Below are 22,350 nucleotides of genomic sequence, written 5' to 3'. Positions count from 1 at the left end.
CGGCGTGGGAAGTGTATATCTATCTACTATTTTGATATTTTTAAATTTTTTAATCGTCGTTTTCTTTTCTAAAGGACGGTTAATATTGAAAAAGGAAGCATTTATTGCAATATGTGTTTTTATATACTTTTTACTTTTTACAATTCTTAATGTTTTAGTTAGTAAAGGTTTTTTGTTAAAGGAACAGTTAATATTCTCTGTAATTCACTTACAGCTTTTTCTTGTTTTGATATTGGGTAATTATTATTCAAGTTATATAAACAAAGAAGTTTTATATAAAATTTTGCTTTATGTCATCCTGCTTTTTTCTTTTAGAATTTTTATAGATGACTGGGACAAAGTATTTAATTTGAGTTCCGTAAGGGGGTTTAGGGTAGAAACTATTTTTGCAGGTGGTGTAAACAATTTTGGTTTAATCGTTGGGCTTGGTTTTATAATCAGTTTTTTTCATTTAAAAAAAGGCATACTAAAAGTTGTATCATGTCTTTATTTTATAGTTGTAATAATTCTTACAATGTCTAGAGGTGCTTTATTTGGGCTTGTAATAACATTGTTTTTGGTAGCATTATACGATCCTAAGGGTAAAATTCTTTCTTCTTTATTGAAAACTTCTTTTTTCTTAACTATAATTGGTTTTGTAGTGCTATTATACTCAAATGCAGCTCAAGATATAGCACTACAGTTCAGTGAAAGATTTTTGAGTATCTTTTCAGGTGAAACAACAATAGAACAAGCATCTTCCGGAAGGGGTTTGATTGTAAGGGATATGTATAATAATCATATTAAAAACTCATCAATATTAGAAATTTTGTTCGGGCATGGTATGGGAAGTATCAATTTTATGGTTAATGGTTCACCTTACGAGTCCTCTCATAATTTCATAGTGGACGTTTTTTATAGAAATGGAATTTTAATGTTATTAGGATATTTAGCTCTGGTAATGTATTTGTGTTATATGTTTTTTAAAAATAGGAAAAGTGCTGATTTAACCTTTTTCGGTTTTTTTGTCTTTTTACACTTTGAAATTTTGGTCAACCCTTACGTTTATGCAGCTCAAACAGGATGGATTTATGGACTCTTTTTAGCTGTCTTTTTTAATCAAAACAAGCTTGGTCGTCACAAGCGTAGCAAAATCATTTTGGAATGATTAAAATGATTAAAAATGGTGCTTTACCTTTTCTTTTAGGAATATTTCCTTTCATAGGTATATTTATAGGAGAAAAGTATGTTCCCTTTTTATATGTATTATTTGCCTTTGCCCTTATTTTTGAAAAAAACAAGAAAATAAATTTATATTCCAATAGGAAGGTATTATTTCCTTTTCTTATAGCAATCGGAGTTTTCATAACGTTTACAATTTTATCTCCAGATTTTAAATTGGCTTTAAAAATTCTTGAAAGGCAGATTTCGTTGTTAGTTATTCCATTTATAATAGTTGCAGCGAAATGGAATTTATCTAGGATAAAAATTTTTATCAAAATTTTTATATCCACAACTTTTTTTATTGGTTTATATTCTATTGTAAAATTCTCAAGCTTTGTGATTAATAATTATGACTGGGTCAAACATATGGCTGCAGAAAAAGGAAGTTTATTTTTATACTTACAATATAAATTCCCACATGTAATCGGTGTTCATCCTACATATTGGAGTTATTTGATAGTAAGTGCTTTAATATTTCTTTTATCAAATAAAGTGCTAAAGGTTTATCAAAGTAAGGTTTGGGCTATACTCTTAATTTCTTTTTTAAATATTAACTTGATTATCCTTGCTTCTAGAATGCCCTTATTGGTAAATTGTTTGGTTCATCTTTTGTTTCTGGGCAAGTATATAAAGGTTGACAATGTTTCTTTATTAAAAAGACTAAGTTTACTATTTTTATTGGTTACCCTATTCTTTGTAGGTTCCAAATTGCCCTTATTATCCAGTAAATTAGATATAACTAAAAATGATGAACGTATTTATCACTGGCCAACTGCTTTTAAAACAATTTCGGATAATTATTTTATTCTTGGCGAAGGTTTAGGTCAGAGCAATGAAGTACTAAGACGAGAAGTAATTAAAAATGGAGATGAACGAATTAGGTATTTCGGTTATGATTTGCATAACCAATACTTAAGGCAATATATGGACATGGGCATATTAGGTATTATAAGCTTATTGATTTTATTGTTCTACCCTTTTCTTTTGCATAGAAAAAAAAGCATTTTTAACAATGAAATTAATATTTCTTTCTTAGTGCTTTTTGGGCTAGGCTTATTGTCAGAGTCCTTTTTATACCGTTTAAAAGGTATTGTATTTTTTACGGTAATTTCTTCATTCTTATATTTGAGTGCTGTTAATTTTAACAAAGTAGATGACCATCAAGATTAGTGCTTTAGGGTATCTATTAACTATTAGTTTTAAATATTTCCTAAAACTTGTGTCGTTCTTTTTAGGTTTATTAAATAGTATGGAAGAGTAACAGTGTTTTATTAACTATTGAAAAATATGAAAGTAGCTATAGTACATTATTGGTTAATTACCAGAAGAGGGGGAGAAAAAGTTATAGAAAGTATTTTAAAACTTTATCCTGATGCGGATATTTATACCTTGTTTCTGGATGAAAGTATTTATGGTTCTAATTTACCTAAGAATACTATAATTTCTTCTGTATTAGACAAGCCGTTGTTAAAAAAATATTATCAAAAATTATTTCCATTATATCCAATAGGAATTAAATCATTAAAGCTAAAGGAGGACTATGACTTAATTATATCTTCTGAATCAGGACCAGCTAAAGGTGTCAATTTTAAGGCAGGTACACCCCACATTTGCTATGTTCATTCTCCAATGCGTTATTGCTGGGGCTTTACTGAAGATTATCTTTTAAGTATGTCTAAACCGTTGCGACCAATTGCAAATTATTTTTTCAAAAGATTACGTAAATGGGACATTACGACAATTAATAATGTCACCAGTTATGTTGTTAATTCAGAAAATGTAGCAAAAAGGGTTAAAAAGTTTTATAGAAAAAATTCGACGGTGATATATCCGCCTATCGAATTAGCTCTTTTCGAAAGACCTTTAGTGAAAAACGTAGAGCGTGATATTTATTTAAGTTTTGGTGCTATTACCCCTTACAAAAGAATTGATTTGTTAGTTGAAACATTTAATAAGAATGGTAAAAAACTAGTAGTAATAGGAAATGGATCAGAAAAAGAAAAACTTTCTTCAATGGCTAATTCCAATATTTCTTTTTTAGGTAGTTTATCTTGGGGTGAAATTGAAAAATATTTAGATAGAACAAGAGCTTTAATTTTTCCAGGAGAAGAGGACTTCGGAATGATTCCGCTTGAGGTAATGGCTTATGGTGTTCCTGTCTTAGCATTTAAAGGAGGAGGGGCTTTAGAAACCGTGGTTGAGAATGAAAATATCAGCGAATCTAGCGGAGGTTTTTTTGACGAACAGAATTCTTATTCTATTCAAGAATGTATTGATTTATTTGAACTGAATGAAACAAAATATAATTCGGAATGGATTAGGGGTCATGCAAGAAAATTTGGGGAAGATCAATTTTTAGAACGTTTCAATTCTCACGTAAATAATATATTTTCATCAAATTAATAAATCTGCTTATATAATTTGGTACGATTAGTTATGTTCAAAAGCGATAGAAACATAGTTGTTCTTATCCAAATTGTTTTAATTTGCATATTACACATATGCAAAATATGTTTAGGGTGTTTCAACCCTTTTATAATTAATAAATAATCTCAAGTGAAATATAGAAATGGAAGGTGGTCGAAATTATTAAGGCCTTTAATGGGGTTAATTGATTTGACTATACTTATTTGTGGTGTTTTTTTGTTTGAAATTCAATTAGTTAATTATTATTTGTTTATAGGTTACGTGTCGATTGCTTGGACCATAATTTCTTTGAAAAATGGTTTTTATGAGGTAGAAAGACAAGCTAGGTTAATTCAACTATTCTCACTATTAATAAGGCAAATACTCCTGTTCATAATAGTCTTATATGCATATATGGGATTTTTTAAACAACCTGATGTTGGTAGATTAGCATTAGCTAATTATGTCGTTTATGTAACATGTGTGGTCTTTTCCTTTAAATGTTTAGTTTTTTTCCTATTAAAAAAATTCAGGGTATTGTTAAAGGGAAATGGTAGAAGCGTTATTGTAATTGGAGACAATGCAAAAACTAGACAGCTTATAAAAATTTTTCAAACAAAATTGGATTATGGTTTAAATTTTAAAGAAACATTCTCTGTTAGAGATAAAAACTTTTCTTTAATGAAATGTATGGAGTACGTTGTAGAAAACAATATTGATGAAATTTATTTTTCTGTAGCAGAATTAACTAATGATCAAATAACGCACCTTGTTGACTTTGCAGAAAACAACTTAAGAACATTAAAGTTTATTCCTGATAATAAAGATATTTTTGCTAGAAACCTGAAATACGAGTATTACGACTATATTCCAATTTTATCTTTACGTAAAATCGCATTACATGATCCTATAAATGCGTTTATCAAGAGAGCGTTTGATATCGTTTTTTCTTCAGTAGTTATATTGCTTGTTTTGTCTTGGTTAACACCATTAATGGCTATTTTAATCAAGTTAGAATCTAAAGGGCCAACTTTGTTCTTGCAAAAAAGGCATGGATTGGATAACAAAGAGTTTTACTGCTTTAAATATCGATCGATGGCAGTTAACCGTGGTAATGATGCTCTGCATGTTACAAAGAACGATATGCGAGTTACCAAAATAGGAAAATTTATTAGAAAAACTAGTTTAGACGAAATGCCCCAATTTTATAACGTATTCTTTGGGCAGATGTCTGTTGTTGGACCAAGACCACACATGGTTTCTCTTTCTGAAGTTTATATGAAGAAAGCTAATAGGTATATGTTGAGACACAGTGTTAATCCTGGTATAACTGGCTTGGCTCAAGTAAGTGGGTTTAGAGGAGAGATAGAGGCAGATACTGATATAATCAATAGAGTTAAATATGATATTTTCTATCTAGAAAATTGGTCTCTGTTATTGGATTTAGGTATTATTATTCAGACGGTAACCAATTTATTTAAAGGAGAAGAAAAAGCCTACTAGAATTATTATGAAAAAAATATTAATTACAGGTGCTGCAGGTTTTTTGGGTTCTCACTTGTGCGACCGTTTTATTGCTGAAGGCTTCCATGTTATAGGAATGGACAATCTCATTACAGGAGATTTAAAAAATATTGCTCACTTATTTGCATTGGAGCATTTTGAGTTTCATCACCACGATGTTTCGACATTTGTTCACTTGGAAGGAAAGTTGGATTATATTTTGCACTTTGCATCACCCGCAAGTCCCATTGATTATTTGAAGATTCCGATTGAAACTTTAAAAGTAGGATCATTGGGTACTCTTAATTTACTTGGTCTTGCAAAAGAAAAAGATGCTAGAATTTTGGTGGCATCGACTTCAGAAGTTTATGGAGACCCTTTAGTTCATCCTCAAAATGAGGAGTATTATGGTAATGTTAGCCCTATAGGTCCACGTGGAGTTTATGATGAAGCTAAGCGCTTCATGGAATCTATTACAATGGCTTATCATAGACATCACGGACTAGATACACGTATCGTTCGCATATTTAATACCTATGGGTCTAGAATGCGTTTAAATGATGGTAGAGTTGTTCCTGCATTTATGGGTCAAGCGTTACGTGGAGAAGATTTAACCGTTTTTGGAGATGGCTCTCAAAGTAGATCATTCTGTTATATTGATGATCAAGTAGAAGGTATATACCGTTTGTTATTTAGTGATTATACAGATCCTGTTAATATTGGTAATCCGCATGAAACTACTATTAAGGAATTCGCAGAAGAGATTATTGCTTTAACAGGAACCAAACAAAAGGTAATTTACAAACCGCTACCGCAAGATGATCCTACCCAACGTCAGCCAGATATTACCAAAGCAAAAGAAATTTTGGGCTGGGAACCAAAGGTACACAGAGCCGAAGGTTTAAAAATCGTATACGATTATTTTAAATCCTTGTCTTCAGAAGACTTACAAAAGAAAGAGCATAGAGATTTCTCTACTAAATAAGGTTATATAAAAGCAAAAAGTAATTTTGCAAAAATTGAAAAAATGAACATTTTAATTTTAGGATCAGGTGGTCGTGAGCATACTTTTGCTTGGAAATTGGCACAAAGTAATAAACTATCAAAACTATTTGTAGCACCGGGAAATGCAGGTACTGAGAAAATTGCCACTAATGTACCAATTGGTGTAAATGATTTTGGAGCTATTAAGGAATTGGTTTTAAAGGAGAACATTGAACTGGTTATGGTTGGTCCAGAAGATCCTTTGGTAAATGGAATTCATGATTTCTTTTTAGAAGATGCTCAGTTGAAAAATGTTGCAGTTATCGGTCCGGAAAAATTGGCGGCTACTTTAGAAGGTAGTAAAGAGTTTGCGAAAGAGTTTATGATGCGTCATGAAATTCCTACCGCTCAGTATAAAAGTTTTACAGCTGAAACGGTCGAAGACGGATTTAAATTTTTGGAAGAATTAAATCCTCCGTTCGTTTTAAAAGCTGACGGATTGGCTGCTGGTAAAGGGGTAGTTATTCTCAATGACTTAAACGACGCCAAGGTAGAATTAAAATCTATGTTGGTTGATCAAAAGTTTGGTGCTGCAAGTGCAACTGTAGTTATTGAAGAGTTTCTTGATGGTATTGAATTAAGTGTTTTTGTGCTAACCGATGGTGATAGTTATAAATTGCTACCAACCGCAAAAGATTACAAAAGAATAGGTGAGGGTGATACCGGACTCAATACTGGCGGTATGGGAGCTATTTCACCGGTTCCTTTCGCAAGTAAGACCTTTATGGATAAGATTGAGCAGCGAATTGTAAAACCTACCGTAGAAGGGCTTAAAAAGGATAATATGCCTTATAAAGGTTTTATTTTTATTGGACTTATAAAAGTTGGCGATGATCCTAAGGTTATTGAATATAACGTTAGAATGGGTGACCCAGAAACTGAAGTAGTTTTACCACGTATTCAAAACGATATGGTAGAATTGTTAAATGCGGTTGCTGGGCAAAAACTATCAGAGATTGATTTAAAGCTAGATGAAAGAACAGCAACAACTGTTATGACAGTATCCGGTGGGTATCCTGGTTCTTACGAGAAAGGAAAAGAAATTTCTGGTATAGATGCTATTAGCGAATCTTTGGTATTTCACGCTGGTACTACGCTTAAAGATGGTAAAGTAGTTACTAACGGTGGTAGAGTAATGGCCATTACTTCTTTTGGTACTGATTTTAAATCGGCACTTGCGCAATCGTATAAAAATGTAGAAAAACTTTCCTTCGAAGGAATGAATTATAGAAAAGATCTAGGTTTCGATCTTTAATAAATAATCAGTTATCAGTTTTTAGTCTTTAAAAATTGATAACTGATTAAATTTGATATTATAAGTAAGAGTGAGAAGTACTCGACTTATCCTCTTCACCGTTATCATTATATTTCTTCAATTGAAGCATCCAATACACAAATGCTACAGAACCTATTAGCATAAATACCCAGTTTAAGATATTTGCCAAAGCCCAGCTATCTGCAAAACGTAAAAAATCTAACGGTGCAAATAGTACATTTACGAACAAATCTGCGATACCTTCAAAAAATGATTTCATCTTATTACTATATTTACCAGCAAAAATATAAAAAGCTTAGATGATTTCAAGCATTTTTGAGAAAACAAAACCGGTGAATTTCATCATTCTTCTGGTTTTTTTGTTTCTTTTCTACTGGTCAGTCCAATTTTACCTCTTTGATTTATCGATGAGCAATGTAGAAATTGCCCCGTCAATGGGTATTTTGACCATTTTATTATTCAGTGTCTTTATTGTTGACTTTGTTGTTAAACGTAACAAACTTACGAGTACAAATTCTTTTGCAATTTTGTTTTTCACCCTGCTTTTTGTGGTTTTCCCTGAGACGCTAGGTGATAATAATGCCATTTTCACCAGTTTTTTCTTATTGCTCGCGATGAGGCGATTGCTAAGTATTAAATCTCTAAAGAATATTAAACTTAAAATTTTTGACGCCTCACTCTGGATCTGCATATCAAGTGTTTTTTATGAATGGGCTTTGCTTTATTTGCTTTTGGTTTTTGCAGCAATATATATTTATGAGCCAAAAAACATACGAAACTGGTTGGTAATCATATCGGTTGGCTTCTGCTTTTTTATGATACTATACGGTATATTAGTATTGCTTGACAAACCTAATTTTATTCTAGAGCATTATGATTTTGCAATTAACTATGACGCTATATTCCCCATTAAATGGTGGACTAGCTTAAAAATGACATTATATGCCTTGTTCAATATGGCTCTTGCTTTTTCTGCTTTTGTTCATTTGAGTAAGTCGGGTGTAGGTAAAGTAATTGTAATGAGACTTATTGCATTTTCGTTTGTAATAGGGTTGGTTGTTAACGTGCTAGTTACTTCTGAAAATAACAATGCCGTGATGATTACCTTTTTTCCTTCGGTAATTTTCATCGTCAACTATCTTGAATCTATTAAGAAACCCAAGTTTCTAGAATTAATTCTTGTTTCTAGTATTTTAATACCCATCATAGTTTTTGTTGTGAAACTTTAGGTTTATGCTTTAAACTTTATCTTTGTTAAAAACAGTTCATATGTTTAGCGAATTCGCATTTAATATCTTTAATACCAGTATTGAAAAATATCACATAGCAGATGATGTGTATCAAAGTTTTCATAATCCTTATTCGAAAGAGGATATAGAGCATTTGCTATATCGCAAAAACTGGATTGATACCGTTCAATGGCATTATGAGGATATTATTAGAAATCCTGATATAAATCCAGACGACGCCTTGGTTTTAAAACGTAAAATTGATGCTAGTAATCAAGACAGAACTGACTTGGTGGAGTTCATTGATAGTTATTTTCTTAATAAATACCAATCGGTAGAAGTTAAGGCGGATGCTACTATTAATACGGAGAGCCCTGCTTGGGCAATTGATCGCCTGTCTATTTTAGCGCTGAAAATTTATCATATGAATGAAGAGGCTACTAGAGCAGATGCTTCTTTAGAGCATAGAGAAAAATGCCAAGTTAAACTCGAAATCTTGCTTGAACAGAAAAACGACCTTTTTGTAGCTATAGACCAACTACTTGCAGATATTGAAAGTGGTACCAAGTATATGAAGGTATACAAGCAAATGAAAATGTATAATGATGAGGAACTAAACCCCATCCTTCGTGGTAACAAATAAAACGAATCACATACTGGTAATACGACTTTCCGCTATGGGAGATGTCGCTATGACTGTCCCGGTGCTTTTAGGGGTTTTAAAAAAATATCCTCAGGTAAAGATTACGGTTTTAACAAAAGGATTTACAGCACCTATATTTGAAAATATACTAAATGTCTCAGTTTTTAAAGCTGATGTAAAAGGAAGACATAAAGGCTTTTTAGGACTTTGGAAATTATACAAAGAATTAAAGGGGTTACAGATTGATGCAGTTGCAGATTTGCATAATGTTTTACGTAGTTCTATTTTAAAACAATTTTTTAAGCTATCTACAATTCCTTTTATTCAAATGGATAAAGGCAGGGCAGCGAAGAAAGCTTTGGTAAACCCCGAACGAACTTCATTTATTCCTATATCAACTACTTTTGAGCGCTATTCTGAGGTCTTTGGTAAGCTTGGGTATCCTATTGCTATAACTGAGATGGAAACCTTATCTAAAAGACCAATTCCTGAATCGGCAAAAACCTTAATCGATTTTGAAGGAAAGATGCTTATTGGTATTGCCCCGTTTGCGGCTTTTAGCGGAAAAATGTATCCATTACCATTGATGGAGAAAGTTTTAAGTGACCTGAACGCATCCAATAAATATTCAATAGTTTTATTTGGAGGAGGGAAAAAGGAAATTGAGGTTTTAGCAAAATGGGAATCTCAATTTAACAATTGCTCAAATGCAGCAGGTAAATTGTCATTTTCAGACGAATTGAGCTTAATATCTAATCTTCAGTTAATGTTAGCGATGGATAGTGGGAATGCCCATTTAGCTGCAATGTTTGGTGTGCCAACCGTTACAATATGGGGCGTTACGCATCCGTATGCAGGTTTTTCGCCTTTTAATCAGCCTAAGCATCATGCCCTTTTATCCGACAAAAAAAAATATCCTGCTATACCCACTTCCATTTATGGTAATAAATATCCCGATGGTTATGATAATGTAATGGAAACAATATTACCTGAAACAATCGTTCAGAAAATCAGTGAAATTTTAAGTGTTTCGGTTTAAGAATTTACGGGCTTAGCTTCTATACTTTTAAAGTATTGACGTATCTGAGACATAAATCGATATTTTTTAGAAGAAGGAGCTGCACTTGTCATTAAAATTCTTACTCCGAAATAAGAACTCATTATAAAAGTAGCTGCAGCTTCACAATCTGCATGGCGGTCTAAATAGCCATTAAATTTTCCTTTTTGTAGAGCAGTTACTAGATTTACCTCCCATACAGTAACAATCTCATTTAGATGACGCATAACAACATCATTCTTACCATTGAATTCGGCCAAAAAATTACTTAGAACACAACCATAATCCATTTCATTATGAACTGCGGTTTCCAAAGCATCGTCGAAACATTTTGTAATAAGTGTTAATGGATTATCATGACCCTCAATAGGTTCTATTAATGTGCTGTATATTTTACGTGCAAGAAGATTTTCTATAATTTGTATAAAAAAATCTTCTTTAGATTCGAAGTGATAATAAAAAGCACCTTTAGAAAGGTCTAGTTTTTTTAAAATATCATCTATACTAGTATCGTAATACCCTTGGGCATAAAACAATTCTAATCCGGTGTTCTGTAAACGTTGCATGGTTGCCATGCGCTTAAGGCTCTTGTTCATAATATGTAGATTTGGGTAAATCCGACCATGTGGTCTTTTTATAGAACGCTAGATTGTCAAACAACCTCAGGATTTATAGATTAGATGCATTTTTTTTCGATAAACGTACATTTTATCGGTGTATGACATCCTTTTTACACTGCTAAACAAACTAAGTGGTCAGTTCTGTACGTGATTTATTTGGTTGGTTTATAGTAGAATGAGTTCGTTTAAAACAAAAAACTGCTCAATTTAAATCATCAAACGGTTCTTTAATTTCATCCTAAATTGTATTAAGCAACAGTACCCTGGCAACTACTACCGGCACCTGCTGTACAACCATAACAATGCTGTGATATGATAATGTTTCTATCGTTTAACAAATCTTCATTATAGTCCTTAATATGCTTCACCTTGCTAGCTACTTTTAGGTCTAGCATTTGGTTAAAATCACAATCGTATAACCATCCATCCCAACTAATAGATATCGTATTGGTACACATAACATTTTCTACTGCAGAGGGGTTATAAGCTTCTACTAGAGCATACATATAATCTTCATAATTCTCAGATGCTATTAAGTAGTCTAAGAAACGTGCAATGGGTAAATTTGTAATGGCAAAAAGACTATGAAACTGAATATCAAAATCCTCTTTTAAAGCTTTTTTGAAATCTTTTTCCATCGCTGCTTGATCACCTGGTAAATATGCACCTGATGGATTATAGACTAAATCTAGCCTTAAATCGCTACCTGGCATACCGTAGCCTCTTTCGTTTAATTCTTGCAATGCCTTGATCGACTTATCAAAAACACCGTCCCCTCTTTGCTTATCTGTTTTACCACGTGTGTAGTGTGGCATTGAAGAAATAACGTGCACATTATGTTTCTTAAAGAAATCTGGTAAGTGATAATATTTTTTATTAGCTCTAATTATAGTAAGGTTAGAACGAACAATAAAATCTTTAATTCCAGCTTTAGCCGCTTCTTCTACGAACCACTCAAAATCAGGATTCATTTCTGGTGCTCCACCAGTTAAATCCAATGTGTGAGCTCCCGTATTTTTAATGACCTCTAGGCATTGGTGCATGGTTTCACGCGTCATGATTTCTTTGCGATCTGGACCAGCATCTACGTGGCAATGTTCACAAACTTGATTACACATGTAACCTACATTGATTTGCAAGATTTCCAATTTTTTAGGTCGTAATGGAAAACGTCCTATTTCGGCAATTTTATCTTTAAAATAAGGAAGTTCGCCATCAGCAAAGATTCCTCCGCTTAATATTTCTAATTGCTTATTGGAAACTGCTAAATCGTTTCCTGTCGCTTTTAATGATTTTGTAGCCATTTTTTAGTTGTTCGTTGTTCGTTGTTCGTTGTTGGCATTTTGTAAATGCTTCAAACTTTAACAAGACAACAATTAATTTCTTATTCTTAACCGTGAATATTCATAATGAATATTCCATTTGCAATATTTTTTAAACTAGCTTTAATTTCAATGTATTGATTATTAAAGAGGCTGCTACCAACAACCATCAACGAATAACCAACAACGAAATTTACATGGACAATTTATTATACTTATTCATCATCTGTACACCATGTACCAATGTTGCACCGCTTTCAATGGCAGCACCAACATGAACGGCTTCCATCATTTCTTCTTTCGTAATTCCTTTTTGCAATCCGTCTTTGGTATACGCATCAATGCAATACGGACACTTAACTACATGAGAGACAGCTAAAGCAATTAGGGACTTTTCTCTAGCACTTAGTGCGCCTTCTTCGAAAACCTTACCATAATAATCGAAAAATTTTGTTCCTAGCTCTTCGCTCCACTCAGTAATTTTTCCAAATTTTCTTAAATCTGCTGGGTCGTAATACGTATTTGCCATCTTTTTTTGTGTTTTAGGTTTTATTGAATCTTTTTGATCTTGGTTAAAGTGAATTGGAATTCCCTGTCCCATTTTTTCTATTTCAGGGAGAATTTCCATGTTGTCCCAAATGCCAGAGGTAAGTGTATCGCCATAGGCTTCGGGCAAGTGATTTTTATACATTAATTTTTGTGCGGTTTCGGCATCGTATTCAAATGATTGATGTGTGTAGGATACTTCGCCATCAAGAACATCTAAAAGCATATACCAAACTCTAGTTGTGCCATCATTTGCGGGCATTCCAATTACTCCAGGATTAAGCCATAGCTGATCTTTGATAGATTGATGAAATGGTAGACCGCAATGACCTGCTATGATGATATCACTTTTAGTCTCATTAAAACAGCGTACTTTACTTTCTGTGGCATTTGACTTGAATACGAATTCAGAAGTATTTCCATAGTTTCCATGGACTACGGTTACTTTCTTACTACCATAATCGAAACTGATGTACTCTGGTATTTCCTTCATCCAACCTAAAGACTGTTGAGATAAATGTCCCTTAGTATACGGAAACCACATTTTTGAAAAATCATCACAACGGCTACCACTTTTGAAATCGCATCCACAGTCTTCGCTATCGCTAGCCAATTGTAGCTCTACATTACCTGCAATGCTTAATGCACCCCATGTTTGAAACAGTTGTACGGTTTCTTCTGGTTGTGCACAATACCCGGTAAGATCTCCGGTGCTAATACAATTCTCAGGTTGAATTCCTGCTTCTTCAGCTATCGAAATCAATTGCTGTAAAGCCTGAAGATTACTGTACACGCCACCAAAAAGTAACAGCTTTCCGTTCTTGGCACCAATATGTTTTATTTCTTTATCCATGTAGGTATTATATAAACGAATAGGCAACATAAAATGCCCCAAAAATTAATCCAAAGTAAATCGGCATACTTGCCGGTGGTGAAAATCAAATTATCTGGAAACCATTTAAAAATTAAAAGGAACCCAAATAGCAATCCTATAAATACGCTTAGGTGAAAACTGATTTTAGGTGCTTTATCCTTCCAAAAAAGGAATACAGGAGTAAGCCCTATCACCATAGTTCCACTAATCGTCGTAGCAGATAATATCTCTGCATCTAAAAAAACAGGAATTGTACCTAGCACTGCAATAGCAACCATAGACCAACGACCGAATTTTAAAGTGTTTCCTAAGTTTAAGTCGAGAGCTAATAGTTTTGAAAATGATGAAAAAGTAGAATCTAATGTAGATGCAGCAGAGGTGATCATGATGAAATTGATGACTAATAATATTACGGTTCCAAATGCTTTACCAACTTGTACTGCAGCCTGACCGTGCATACCTTGAAATTGTGCATATACTCCGATAATACTAAATAAGATGATACAGATAGCACCTAGTACACTTGCCCATAAAAAACTCTTCAATGTTACTTTCGGACTACTGATAAATCCTCTATCGGTTAACACCGGGTCATGAAAGGGATAACTAAAGGATTGTAGCAATGCAGCGAATAGTAAATTAAGCCCTGTTTCAAAAGACCATATTCCAGAGTTAACCACTTCGGTAGTGGTGATTGCATTATCCTTTCCAAAAATAGTGAACAATATTACCGCTAATAGTATAGAGAATAGCCCCATTTGGACAACATCGGTAAAAATTGAACTGCTCATGCCTCCTTTGAGTACATAAGCCAATGTTAGTCCGGTAAATACTAAAATGGACCAATAATATGGGCTCGTACCCATATCACCAAAGTAAGAACCAATAACCATAGTGTTACTCCAGACTTCATTGAATAAACGAAATGCTATTAAAATGGAAAAAATATTTACTGCTGCCTTACCAAATTTGGAGGAAAGGAAATGATGAATACTGGTGTATTTACCATGTAGCCTCATTTTATAAATGACGATACCCGCAACTGCAAAGGATAAATAATATCCAGCATACGCCACTCCACCAACAATGCCGAAGTCCAAACCTAAATTAGCGGCATTTGTAATACTCTTTGCAAAAATCCAAGAGATGATCAAGCTACCCATTAACATAAAAGTATTGGGTGCTTTCTTTTTCTGGACTGCCTTAAAAAACTGGTTAGTGTCTTTTGCCCATGGGGAAAGGAAAAACAACACCAAACTTGATGTTATTATTAATCCCCATTGCCAAATTTTTACTTCAGTCATTTTTTTGTTCTTACCTAACTCCTAACTCCTAACTCCTAACTCTGTTACTCATCCCACCAAACAGGTACATTTATACTATTGCCTTCCGTATTGTTTGAAGCTTCGGTATAATTGGCATTATTTAAAGCTTCTTCTTCTGAAGGATATGGCATGCGAATCGGAATTAAATTATTGTTCAAACTAGCGGAAATTGTTTTCAATTGCGGAAAACCTGTTCTTCTATATTCAACCCAACCTTCATAACCGTTTATACTATTTGCAATCCATTTTTGAGTGATGATATTTTCTATAGGATTGCCATTGCTTAAAGAAGCATCAACCGTTAAATAATCAGCAGGAAGCGATACTTGCCAATATTCAAATGCTTGGGTTATTCCCGTATTATAAAGACTTTCAGCATCGGCAGTAATCAACCCTTTTTGGGCGGCTTCTGCTAACAATAAATGAGTTTCCATACTGGTCATGAAATTGGCGTCTAAAAGCCCTGTATTTTCTCTAAAAATCGTCCCTAATAAGGAATAATCAGCTAACGAGACTCCGGCAGAGGCATCAATCCCATTTAATAATCCGTTGTAACCGCCATCAGTACTATTTGCAAATGGTTTATACATTCGGCTAATACGTGGGTCATTTAAACCGGTCAAGATTTCGTCCATAGTTTCTGATAGCACGTAGTTGTTGAAATCACCTATTCTCAATCGTGCTAATCTGAAATTGTTTGGCTCACCATCGGTAAAATTGAAAATCGCATTTTCGCTGTTATCATCAATGAAATTACCATTAGTAACTATTGTCTGTAATTGAGACGCAACATCTATTTTACCTGAAACACGCATTAGATATTTAATCTTCAATGAATTTGCTAAACGGATCCATCCATCCAAATCGCCATTAAATAAAATATCACCTTCTAAGGCAATTGTACCTGTGTAGCTCTCAAGCGCAGCAATACCTTTATCGAGATTATCAAATATGCCACCTTCATCCATATAAATAGATTCTTGAGAATCGTAAACGGGAGTGACGGTTTCTGTATCACCTTTGAATGCTTCAGAATAAGGAACGTCACCAAATAAATCTGTTAAACCTGCCGCCATATATGCTTTCATAATTCTTGCGGGACCCTCATATACCGCAAAGGCAGTATTTTCTTGAGATAAATTCAATATGATTTCATTGTCCCTTAGATTTTGATAGAATATAGGCCACGGATTTCCACCTAATTGTGGAGATTTCAAATCATGACGATCGAATAAGTTGAAATCGAGAGCTGTACTATATTGACCTAACAGATTGCCTGCAGTAAAACCTTCATATGACATTTGTTCACCAAAATCATAGATAACCTGTCTTAACAATAGACTAGGTTGTACCGCTACAGGATCATTGGTATTCGTATTAATTTCTTCAAAATCTTTTGTGCAGCCAACGACCAATAATAAGATTAGAATGCTATATATATGTTTCATCTTTTTTTCTTAAAAATTAAATCCGGCTTTGAAACCTATGCTTCTTGTGGTGGCGTATGACATATCTTCAACACCACTTATAAATCCTTGTCCTTGTACCGCTAGCTGCTCTGGGTCAAAATGTGGATTCTCCGTAATGGCGAACAAGTTCTTTCCGATAAGAGATAAACTCAGGGTTGCATCTTGGTTAAGTACACTAAGATTGTCAAACGTATAGCCAACAGATAATTGACGCAACTTTAAAAAGGAAGCGTCATAGGTGTTGTTTTCTTCATGGTTTCTATCATAAAACTGACGGTAGTAACTTTCTGCCGAAACTGCCACAGTGTTCTGTGAATAAACAGTATTATCTGCAGTACCTGTATTCAGAACGCCTTCGGGAACAATACCACCTTCGGGTCTAAAAGCTGTTTCAGCTAATTGACCACCAACATTACCTAAAGCCCTTGTTCTAGAAACTATGATTCCGCCTTGGCGCCAATCGAAAAGGAAACCCATATTCCAGTTTTTATAATTGAACTGGTTATTGAAACCCAACATAAAATCAGGATTGTAATTACCCAATTTTTGAAGTTCATTATCTGGTATGTATCTGCCTTCATCCGTAAGAATAAAATCGCCATTATCATTTTTAAGATATCCTGTTCCGTATAGGTCACCAACGCGACCGCCTTCTTCTGCCTGTAAAAATACCGTTTGGTTTTGACTATCGTAGATTCTAGAATATGCCAGTGTTAATCGTCCTTCGTCTTGTGGTAAACTTTCTACCGTAGATTTATTAGTACTAAAATTTAAAGTGCTATTCCATTTTAAATTCTGACTTATTACTGGCGATATGCCCAAAATAATCTCTACTCCTTTAGAACGAACTTCACCACCATTAACTACTTGCTGTGTATAACCGGAGGAGATACCTATAGGCAAAGAAATGATTTGATCTTTGGTCAAAGCATTATAATAAGAAACATCGAACCGAACCTGATCGCCAAACAATCGTACATCTGCACCTACTTCAAATGAAGAGGTTAGTTCTGGTTGTAGATTTGCATTTGCAATCGTGTTTGAATTACTGAAAGTAGGTTGACCATTAAACGGTGTCTGCGCTACAAAAGCACCTGTAGTCTGATACGGATTTGTATCGTTACCAACCTGTGCCCAACTTGCCCTTAGTTTTGCAAATGAAATTGCTTTAGGTAAAGCAACCACTTGAGATAATATAAAACTACTAGATACCGATGGATAAAAGAATGAGGTATTATCTACCGAAAACGGAGTAGCCAAGGCACTAGACCAATCGTTTCTGCCTGTGACATCTAAGAAAAGAAAGTCTTTATATCCGAATTTTGCTAAACCGTAAAAACTGTTTATTCTTTTATTCGAATCGAACTCAAAAACTTCAATTGGTGAAGCAGCATTCGATAATCTAAAAATACCCGGTTGTGCTAAGCTTGTGGTTTGCGCTTGTGAGGTGAATGCCTTTTGATCTAAACGATTTCCGCCAAGTGATACATCAACTTTAAAGTCATTGAATTGATTTGAATAATTTAATAGAAAATCGGTATTCACTTCTCTATAGAAAACATCATGCTCGGCATAAGCACCATTAGAGAAACGATTAGAACTATAAGCCCTTTTTAATTGGCGTAATTCACTTGAATAATCCATTCCTGTTCGTATAGATGCCGTTATGTGCGCTGTAATATCATAGCTGGCTGAGATGTTTCCAAAAACACGATCTCTATTGAAAGAGTTGGTATTTTCATTAAGAATAAAATACGGATTATCGAAAAAGGTATAGTTATATGAATACTGTTGTATGCCTTCTAAACCTGGTTGCCAGTAGTTTTTTAAATTTTCAATGTTTAAAGAACGCGGACCCCAAGCGACTAAAGAATAGTTGGCATTTTCAGAACCATACCCATTAGAAGGTCTGTTGTCACTATTTGAATTTATATAACTTATAGATGAATTGATGCGTAATTTATCAATAGGATGAAAATTCAAACGTGCACTTACGGTTTGTCGGTTTAAATTAACTCCCGGTATTATAGATTCACTTCTCAAATCCGTAAACGAAAGACGATAGTTACCTTTTTCAAATCCGTTAGAAATAGCGATGTTATTAATTAACGTTGTTCCGGTTTCATAGAAATCCTTCAAGTTATCAGGATTCGATTTAAACTCCGTTGGTGTTATCGCATTGCCATTGTAAAGAGCAGTATCACCACCACGAACAATTGTTCCGTCTGCCAATGTCACGGGACTATCATATTGCGGGATTAAATTGCCAACATCTAAGCGTGGTCCCCAGCTGTAGGTGATTAAGTCATTTGTTCCACCACCTAATCCGTCTACAAAAGCAAATTCCCCAGAATTACCTTGACCGTATTCATTTTGAAAATCGGGCAATTGAAAAGCTGAATCCACAAAAAAGCTGGTATTGTAACTAACTCCCAATCCTTTCGAATTTTTACCGCTTTTGGTTTCAATAATGATAACACCGTTAGATGCTCTTGTGCCGTAAAGCGCTGCCGCACTTGGTCCTTTTAATACAGATACTTCTGCAATATCATCAGGATTCACATCCATAGCGCCATTTCCAAAATCGATTTCTTGAAATCCTGCTGCTGCTTCATTGGTAAAGTTGAAAACCGAGTTGTTATTAATAGGCACTCCATCTACAATAAACAACGGATTGTTATTAGAGAAAGAAGCTTCACCACGAATAGTAATTTTTGATGAAGAACCAACACCAGTAGCACCTTGGTTAATAGTTACACCTGCCAGTTTACCAGAGAGGTTGTCTAGAAAGTTCACTGATTTTACTTCCGTAACTCCTTTGGCGTCTAAACTTTGAACTACATAACCTAATTCTTTGGTTTCTCGTTTCAACCCTAATGCAGTTAATACGACTTCGTCTAAAACTTCAGATGAATCTGCCAAGGTGATATTTATAGTACTTCGATTGTTAATGGAGACTATTTGAGTTTCATATCCTAAAACTGAAAATTCAATAGCGCCTGCGAGGTTAGGTATATCAATAGTATAAAAACCATTTTCATTAGTGGTCGATCCAGTTACGGTGCCTGACAGTAGAATGTTTACGTATGGTATCGTATTTCCATCGGTATCTGTTACGATACCTGTTATAGTTTCTTGAGCATTGACCATGTTTATCATAAACAGTGTCAACACTAATATTAAGTGTCTCATAAAAAGCTTTAAACTGAAGTTGTATTTGCCCAACTATTGGGCAAAGAGGGAATTAGATAAATGATACTTCAGGGGAGCCTTTGTTATAAAGAAAGCTGTTGGGTAATAGTTTAGAGAAGTTCTGTTTAGTGTAGTATAGACTTCTGTTTATTTCTAATAAACCGATAATCAACAATAATATGGTTGATGATAGACCAGAAGAAAACGATAGTATAGATTTTAAATCTCTTTCGTTATCCAAATCTTGTAGAACAGGTAATTTTATTAATTCAGACGACTCTTCTTGTAACCACAATGAAATTTGGTGGTATAAGCTGAAGCGCTGCCATGGTAAATTTTGAAATTCTGCAACCTGAAAGTTAGATTTTTGTAGACCTAACAAATAGAAACCACCATCATTTGAAGGACCAATTACAGTCTTACCAATTGCCAATTGGTGGGCAGTATGCTTAAGATGCTGTGTATTTAAATGCGGAGTGTCATTACCAATGGTAATAATGTTAGAAAAGCCTCTTTCAAAAACGTTGGCAATGGCATTGGTAAAACGCTCACCAAAAGTAGCACCAACTTGATCTTTGTCTGAAAAGTGAAAAACAGGTAAACCTGTGTTTTTTGCTTTCTTGAGTGTAGTTTGAGTTAAAAGATCAAATAACTGTTCGCCTTTAGCAATGTGCTTGTTCGCTAAATCTTCTTTAGCGGAATTGGCAAAAACCAGAATTGCAGTAGTACTCAGTGAATTCAATTATATGTTATTTCTCGTTGTTAAACTTACGTAAAAATATAGCAAAGGTTTTTTAAGTATGCATAATAGTTAAATTAAAACATACGAAATACTTTACTTTAAGTCAAAATGACAGTTTTAGACCACTTGGTCGGTTTTATGCTCGCTATTTAGTATCCTATCTTATATATTGGACTATAAACATGCTCATAAATCAGTTTAATAACTTGTTTTTAGTCGTGATTTTGACAAAATTTTAAGGTTACAGACTGGTTAGTCTAAAAAAAGCCTTAAAATTTCAATCAGTTTTAATTTTTTTTTAGCATTGACAGCAATATGCATGGCATAGCTATTGCGATTAGGACATCAGAAGAATTATAAAAATTTAAATACATATGAAATCAGACACAAATACCAGAAGCGCTTGGAAGGTTTACTTCTTCTCAGCAGTTATTGCTCTTGCAGTTAGTTACGGAGTACTACATTTTAACAAACAGGAGATGAAAGAATCTACTGGTGTAACAGTCGTAGAATCTGTACCTGGTGCACAAGCTTTATACACTAGAGATAACGACGGAAATATTAAACCTTTAGATTTTACGGAAACTTCTGAAAAAGTTTTAGATGCCGTAGTGCATATTAAATCTACCCAAACGGGGTCATCGAATCAAAGCCAAGGTGCACGCGAATTGCCAGATCCTTTTAAAGAGTTTTTTGGTGATATGTTTAAAGGGCAATCTCCAAACGGTGCGCAGTCAAGACCTAGAGTGGGTACGGGATCGGGAGTAATTATTAACGACCAAGGATATATCGTTACCAATAATCATGTTATTGATAATGCCGATGAGGTTGAGGTTACCTTATATAATAACCAATCGTATAAAGCGACGGTTATTGGTACCGATCCAACGACAGATTTGGCGCTTTTACAGATTAAAGCCGATAATCTAAAAACGATGTCATTGGTAAATTCTGATGATGTAGAAGTCGGTGAGTGGGTATTGGCAGTTGGTAATCCGTTAGGGTTGAATTCTACGGTTACTGCGGGTATCGTAAGTGCTAAGGCAAGAAGCATTCATATTAATACAGATAAGTTTGCGGTAGAAAGCTTTATACAGACAGATGCTGCTATCAACCCAGGTAACAGTGGTGGTGCTTTAGTGAATTTAGATGGTAACCTTGTGGGTATTAACACTGCCATAGCAAGTACAACAGGTACATATACAGGATACGGATTTGCGGTACCTAGCAACATCGTTACCAAAGTAGTCGAAGATTTACTGAAATTCGGTAACGTGCAACGTGGTATGTTAGGAGTTTCTATCAGAACTATGGACAGTAACTTAGCGAAAGAGAAAAATGTTGACTTTACCAAAGGGGTATGGGTAGAACAAGTTGGTGAAGATAGTGGCGCAGATTTGGCAGGTATGGAATCTGGCGATATTATCGTTAGCGTAAATGGTAAAGAAACAGGAACTTCACCAAGGCTTCAAGAAATTATTGCTGGTAAAAGACCTGGCGATAAGGTTGCCATTATTGTAAATAGAAACGGTAAAGAAAAAGAATTAGAAGTAGAGCTTCATAATTCTCAAGGCGGTACCGATATTATTAAAAAAGAAGAGAAAGAGGTTTTTAATCTGCTCGGAGCTGATTTTGAGAACGTAAATAAAGAAGTTGCTAAGAAGTTTGGTTTAGATGGCGGTGTTCAGGTTACCAAATTATACCCTGGTAAGATTAAGAAAGAAACTCAAATGAGAGCAGGGTTTATAATCACGCATATTGATGGTAAACGAATAAAGGATGTTGATGACGTTGCTGCTATTTTAGAGAATAAAAATGGCGGAGTAATGTTAGAAGGAATTTATGAAGATGGCACTAAAAATTATTATGCCTTCGGATTGGATTCATAGTCCACATTAA

The 22,350-nt window shown here is 34.3% G+C and carries 18 protein-coding genes and 1 pseudogene; 10 read left to right on the top strand and 9 right to left on the bottom strand.

The window, feature by feature from the left end; genetic code table 11:
- Positions 1-85: 85 nt before the first annotated feature.
- The 6 genes from Q4500_RS07455 to purD all read left to right on the top strand — a co-directional run bounded on the left by Q4500_RS07455 (position 86) and on the right by purD (position 7,411).
- Positions 86-1,147 carry an O-antigen ligase gene (locus Q4500_RS07455; protein ID WP_303599063.1) on the top strand — a complete coding sequence of 354 codons (1,062 nt, stop codon included), beginning with the start codon at positions 86-88 and terminating at the stop codon, positions 1,145-1,147.
- Positions 1,144-2,373 (top strand): O-antigen ligase family protein, encoded by a 1,230-nt coding sequence (locus Q4500_RS07450; protein WP_303599061.1) that lies wholly within the window; start codon positions 1,144-1,146, stop codon positions 2,371-2,373. Before Q4500_RS07455 ends, Q4500_RS07450 begins: the two co-directional genes overlap by 4 nt.
- Positions 2,374-2,490: 117 nt before the next feature.
- Entirely contained in the window at positions 2,491-3,606 is a 1,116-nt protein-coding gene (locus Q4500_RS07445) for a glycosyltransferase (RefSeq protein ID WP_303599060.1), read from the top strand.
- 198 nt (positions 3,607-3,804) lie between these two features.
- Positions 3,805-5,112 (top strand): exopolysaccharide biosynthesis polyprenyl glycosylphosphotransferase, encoded by a 1,308-nt coding sequence (locus Q4500_RS07440; protein ID WP_368389735.1) that lies wholly within the window; start codon positions 3,805-3,807, stop codon positions 5,110-5,112.
- A gap of 7 nt (positions 5,113-5,119) precedes the next feature.
- Positions 5,120-6,097, top strand: a complete 978-nt coding sequence (locus Q4500_RS07435; RefSeq protein ID WP_303599058.1) for a UDP-glucuronic acid decarboxylase family protein — start codon at positions 5,120-5,122, stop codon at positions 6,095-6,097.
- 42 nt (positions 6,098-6,139) lie between these two features.
- On the top strand, positions 6,140-7,411 hold the full coding sequence (purD, locus tag Q4500_RS07430) for a phosphoribosylamine--glycine ligase (RefSeq protein ID WP_303599057.1): 1,272 nt from the start codon (positions 6,140-6,142) through the stop codon (positions 7,409-7,411).
- Positions 7,412-7,469: 58 nt separating this feature from the next.
- Here the strand turns inward: purD and Q4500_RS07425 are convergent, their stop codons facing one another.
- Positions 7,470-7,691 carry a uracil phosphoribosyltransferase gene (locus Q4500_RS07425; RefSeq protein WP_299318433.1) on the bottom strand — a complete coding sequence of 74 codons (222 nt, stop codon included), beginning with the start codon at positions 7,689-7,691 and terminating at the stop codon, positions 7,470-7,472.
- 40 nt (positions 7,692-7,731) lie between these two features.
- On the opposite strand from Q4500_RS07425, the gene Q4500_RS07420 reads away from it, so the two are divergent.
- From Q4500_RS07420 to Q4500_RS07410, 3 genes are read left to right on the top strand one after another with little or no spacing between them, the layout of a single operon-like run.
- Positions 7,732-8,661, top strand: a complete 930-nt coding sequence (locus Q4500_RS07420) for a DUF6427 family protein (RefSeq protein ID WP_303599056.1) — start codon at positions 7,732-7,734, stop codon at positions 8,659-8,661.
- A gap of 40 nt (positions 8,662-8,701) precedes the next feature.
- Positions 8,702-9,304 carry a DUF4254 domain-containing protein gene (locus tag Q4500_RS07415; protein WP_303599055.1) on the top strand — a complete coding sequence of 201 codons (603 nt, stop codon included), beginning with the start codon at positions 8,702-8,704 and terminating at the stop codon, positions 9,302-9,304.
- Positions 9,291-10,343: a glycosyltransferase family 9 protein gene (locus Q4500_RS07410; protein ID WP_368389734.1), complete on the top strand. Its 1,053-nt coding sequence runs from the start codon at positions 9,291-9,293 to the stop codon at positions 10,341-10,343. Before Q4500_RS07415 ends, Q4500_RS07410 begins: the two co-directional genes overlap by 14 nt.
- Here Q4500_RS07410 and Q4500_RS07405 read toward each other — a convergent pair.
- From Q4500_RS07405 to Q4500_RS07370, 8 genes and pseudogenes are all read right to left on the bottom strand, one after another.
- The gene (locus Q4500_RS07405) at positions 10,340-10,957 is read right to left on the bottom strand and encodes a TetR/AcrR family transcriptional regulator (protein ID WP_299318443.1); all 618 of its coding nucleotides are present in this window, start codon (positions 10,955-10,957) and stop codon (positions 10,340-10,342) included. The two genes, Q4500_RS07410 and Q4500_RS07405, sit on opposite strands and share 4 nt — an antisense overlap.
- Positions 10,958-11,229: 272 nt before the next feature.
- Positions 11,230-12,285 carry an arsenosugar biosynthesis radical SAM (seleno)protein ArsS gene (arsS, locus tag Q4500_RS07400; RefSeq protein ID WP_303599054.1) on the bottom strand — a complete coding sequence of 352 codons (1,056 nt, stop codon included), beginning with the start codon at positions 12,283-12,285 and terminating at the stop codon, positions 11,230-11,232.
- 211 nt (positions 12,286-12,496) lie between these two features.
- Positions 12,497-12,832: an arsenosugar biosynthesis-associated peroxidase-like protein gene (locus Q4500_RS07395; RefSeq protein WP_081819435.1), complete on the bottom strand. Its 336-nt coding sequence runs from the start codon at positions 12,830-12,832 to the stop codon at positions 12,497-12,499.
- Positions 12,833-13,072: 240 nt separating this feature from the next.
- A pseudogene (locus Q4500_RS07390) lies at positions 13,073-13,702 on the bottom strand (metallophosphoesterase); the annotation flags it as partial.
- Positions 13,687-15,027: a sodium:solute symporter gene (locus tag Q4500_RS07385; RefSeq protein ID WP_303599053.1), complete on the bottom strand. Its 1,341-nt coding sequence runs from the start codon at positions 15,025-15,027 to the stop codon at positions 13,687-13,689. The gene Q4500_RS07385 and the pseudogene Q4500_RS07390, both read right to left, overlap by 16 nt.
- 44 nt (positions 15,028-15,071) lie before the next feature.
- Positions 15,072-16,496, bottom strand: coding sequence for a SusD/RagB family nutrient-binding outer membrane lipoprotein (locus Q4500_RS07380; RefSeq protein ID WP_303599052.1), 1,425 nt, complete (start codon positions 16,494-16,496; stop codon positions 15,072-15,074).
- Between the two features lie 9 nt (positions 16,497-16,505).
- Complete coding sequence (locus tag Q4500_RS07375) at positions 16,506-19,709, bottom strand: SusC/RagA family TonB-linked outer membrane protein (protein WP_303599051.1); 3,204 nt, start codon at positions 19,707-19,709, stop codon at positions 16,506-16,508.
- Between the two features lie 52 nt (positions 19,710-19,761).
- On the bottom strand, positions 19,762-20,451 hold the full coding sequence (locus Q4500_RS07370) for a DUF2064 domain-containing protein (protein WP_303599050.1): 690 nt from the start codon (positions 20,449-20,451) through the stop codon (positions 19,762-19,764).
- A 374-nt stretch (positions 20,452-20,825) separates the two neighbouring features.
- On the opposite strand from Q4500_RS07370, the gene Q4500_RS07365 reads away from it, so the two are divergent.
- The gene (locus Q4500_RS07365; protein WP_303599049.1) at positions 20,826-22,340 is read left to right on the top strand and encodes a Do family serine endopeptidase; all 1,515 of its coding nucleotides are present in this window, start codon (positions 20,826-20,828) and stop codon (positions 22,338-22,340) included.
- Positions 22,341-22,350 lie beyond the last annotated feature (10 nt).

The organism is Maribacter sp. 1_MG-2023 (assembly GCF_030547005.1).
GTDB lineage: Bacteria > Bacteroidota > Bacteroidia > Flavobacteriales > Flavobacteriaceae > Maribacter.
Note: the sequence above shows the minus strand (reverse complement) of the source record. Positions and strands in the feature narration are given on the sequence as shown.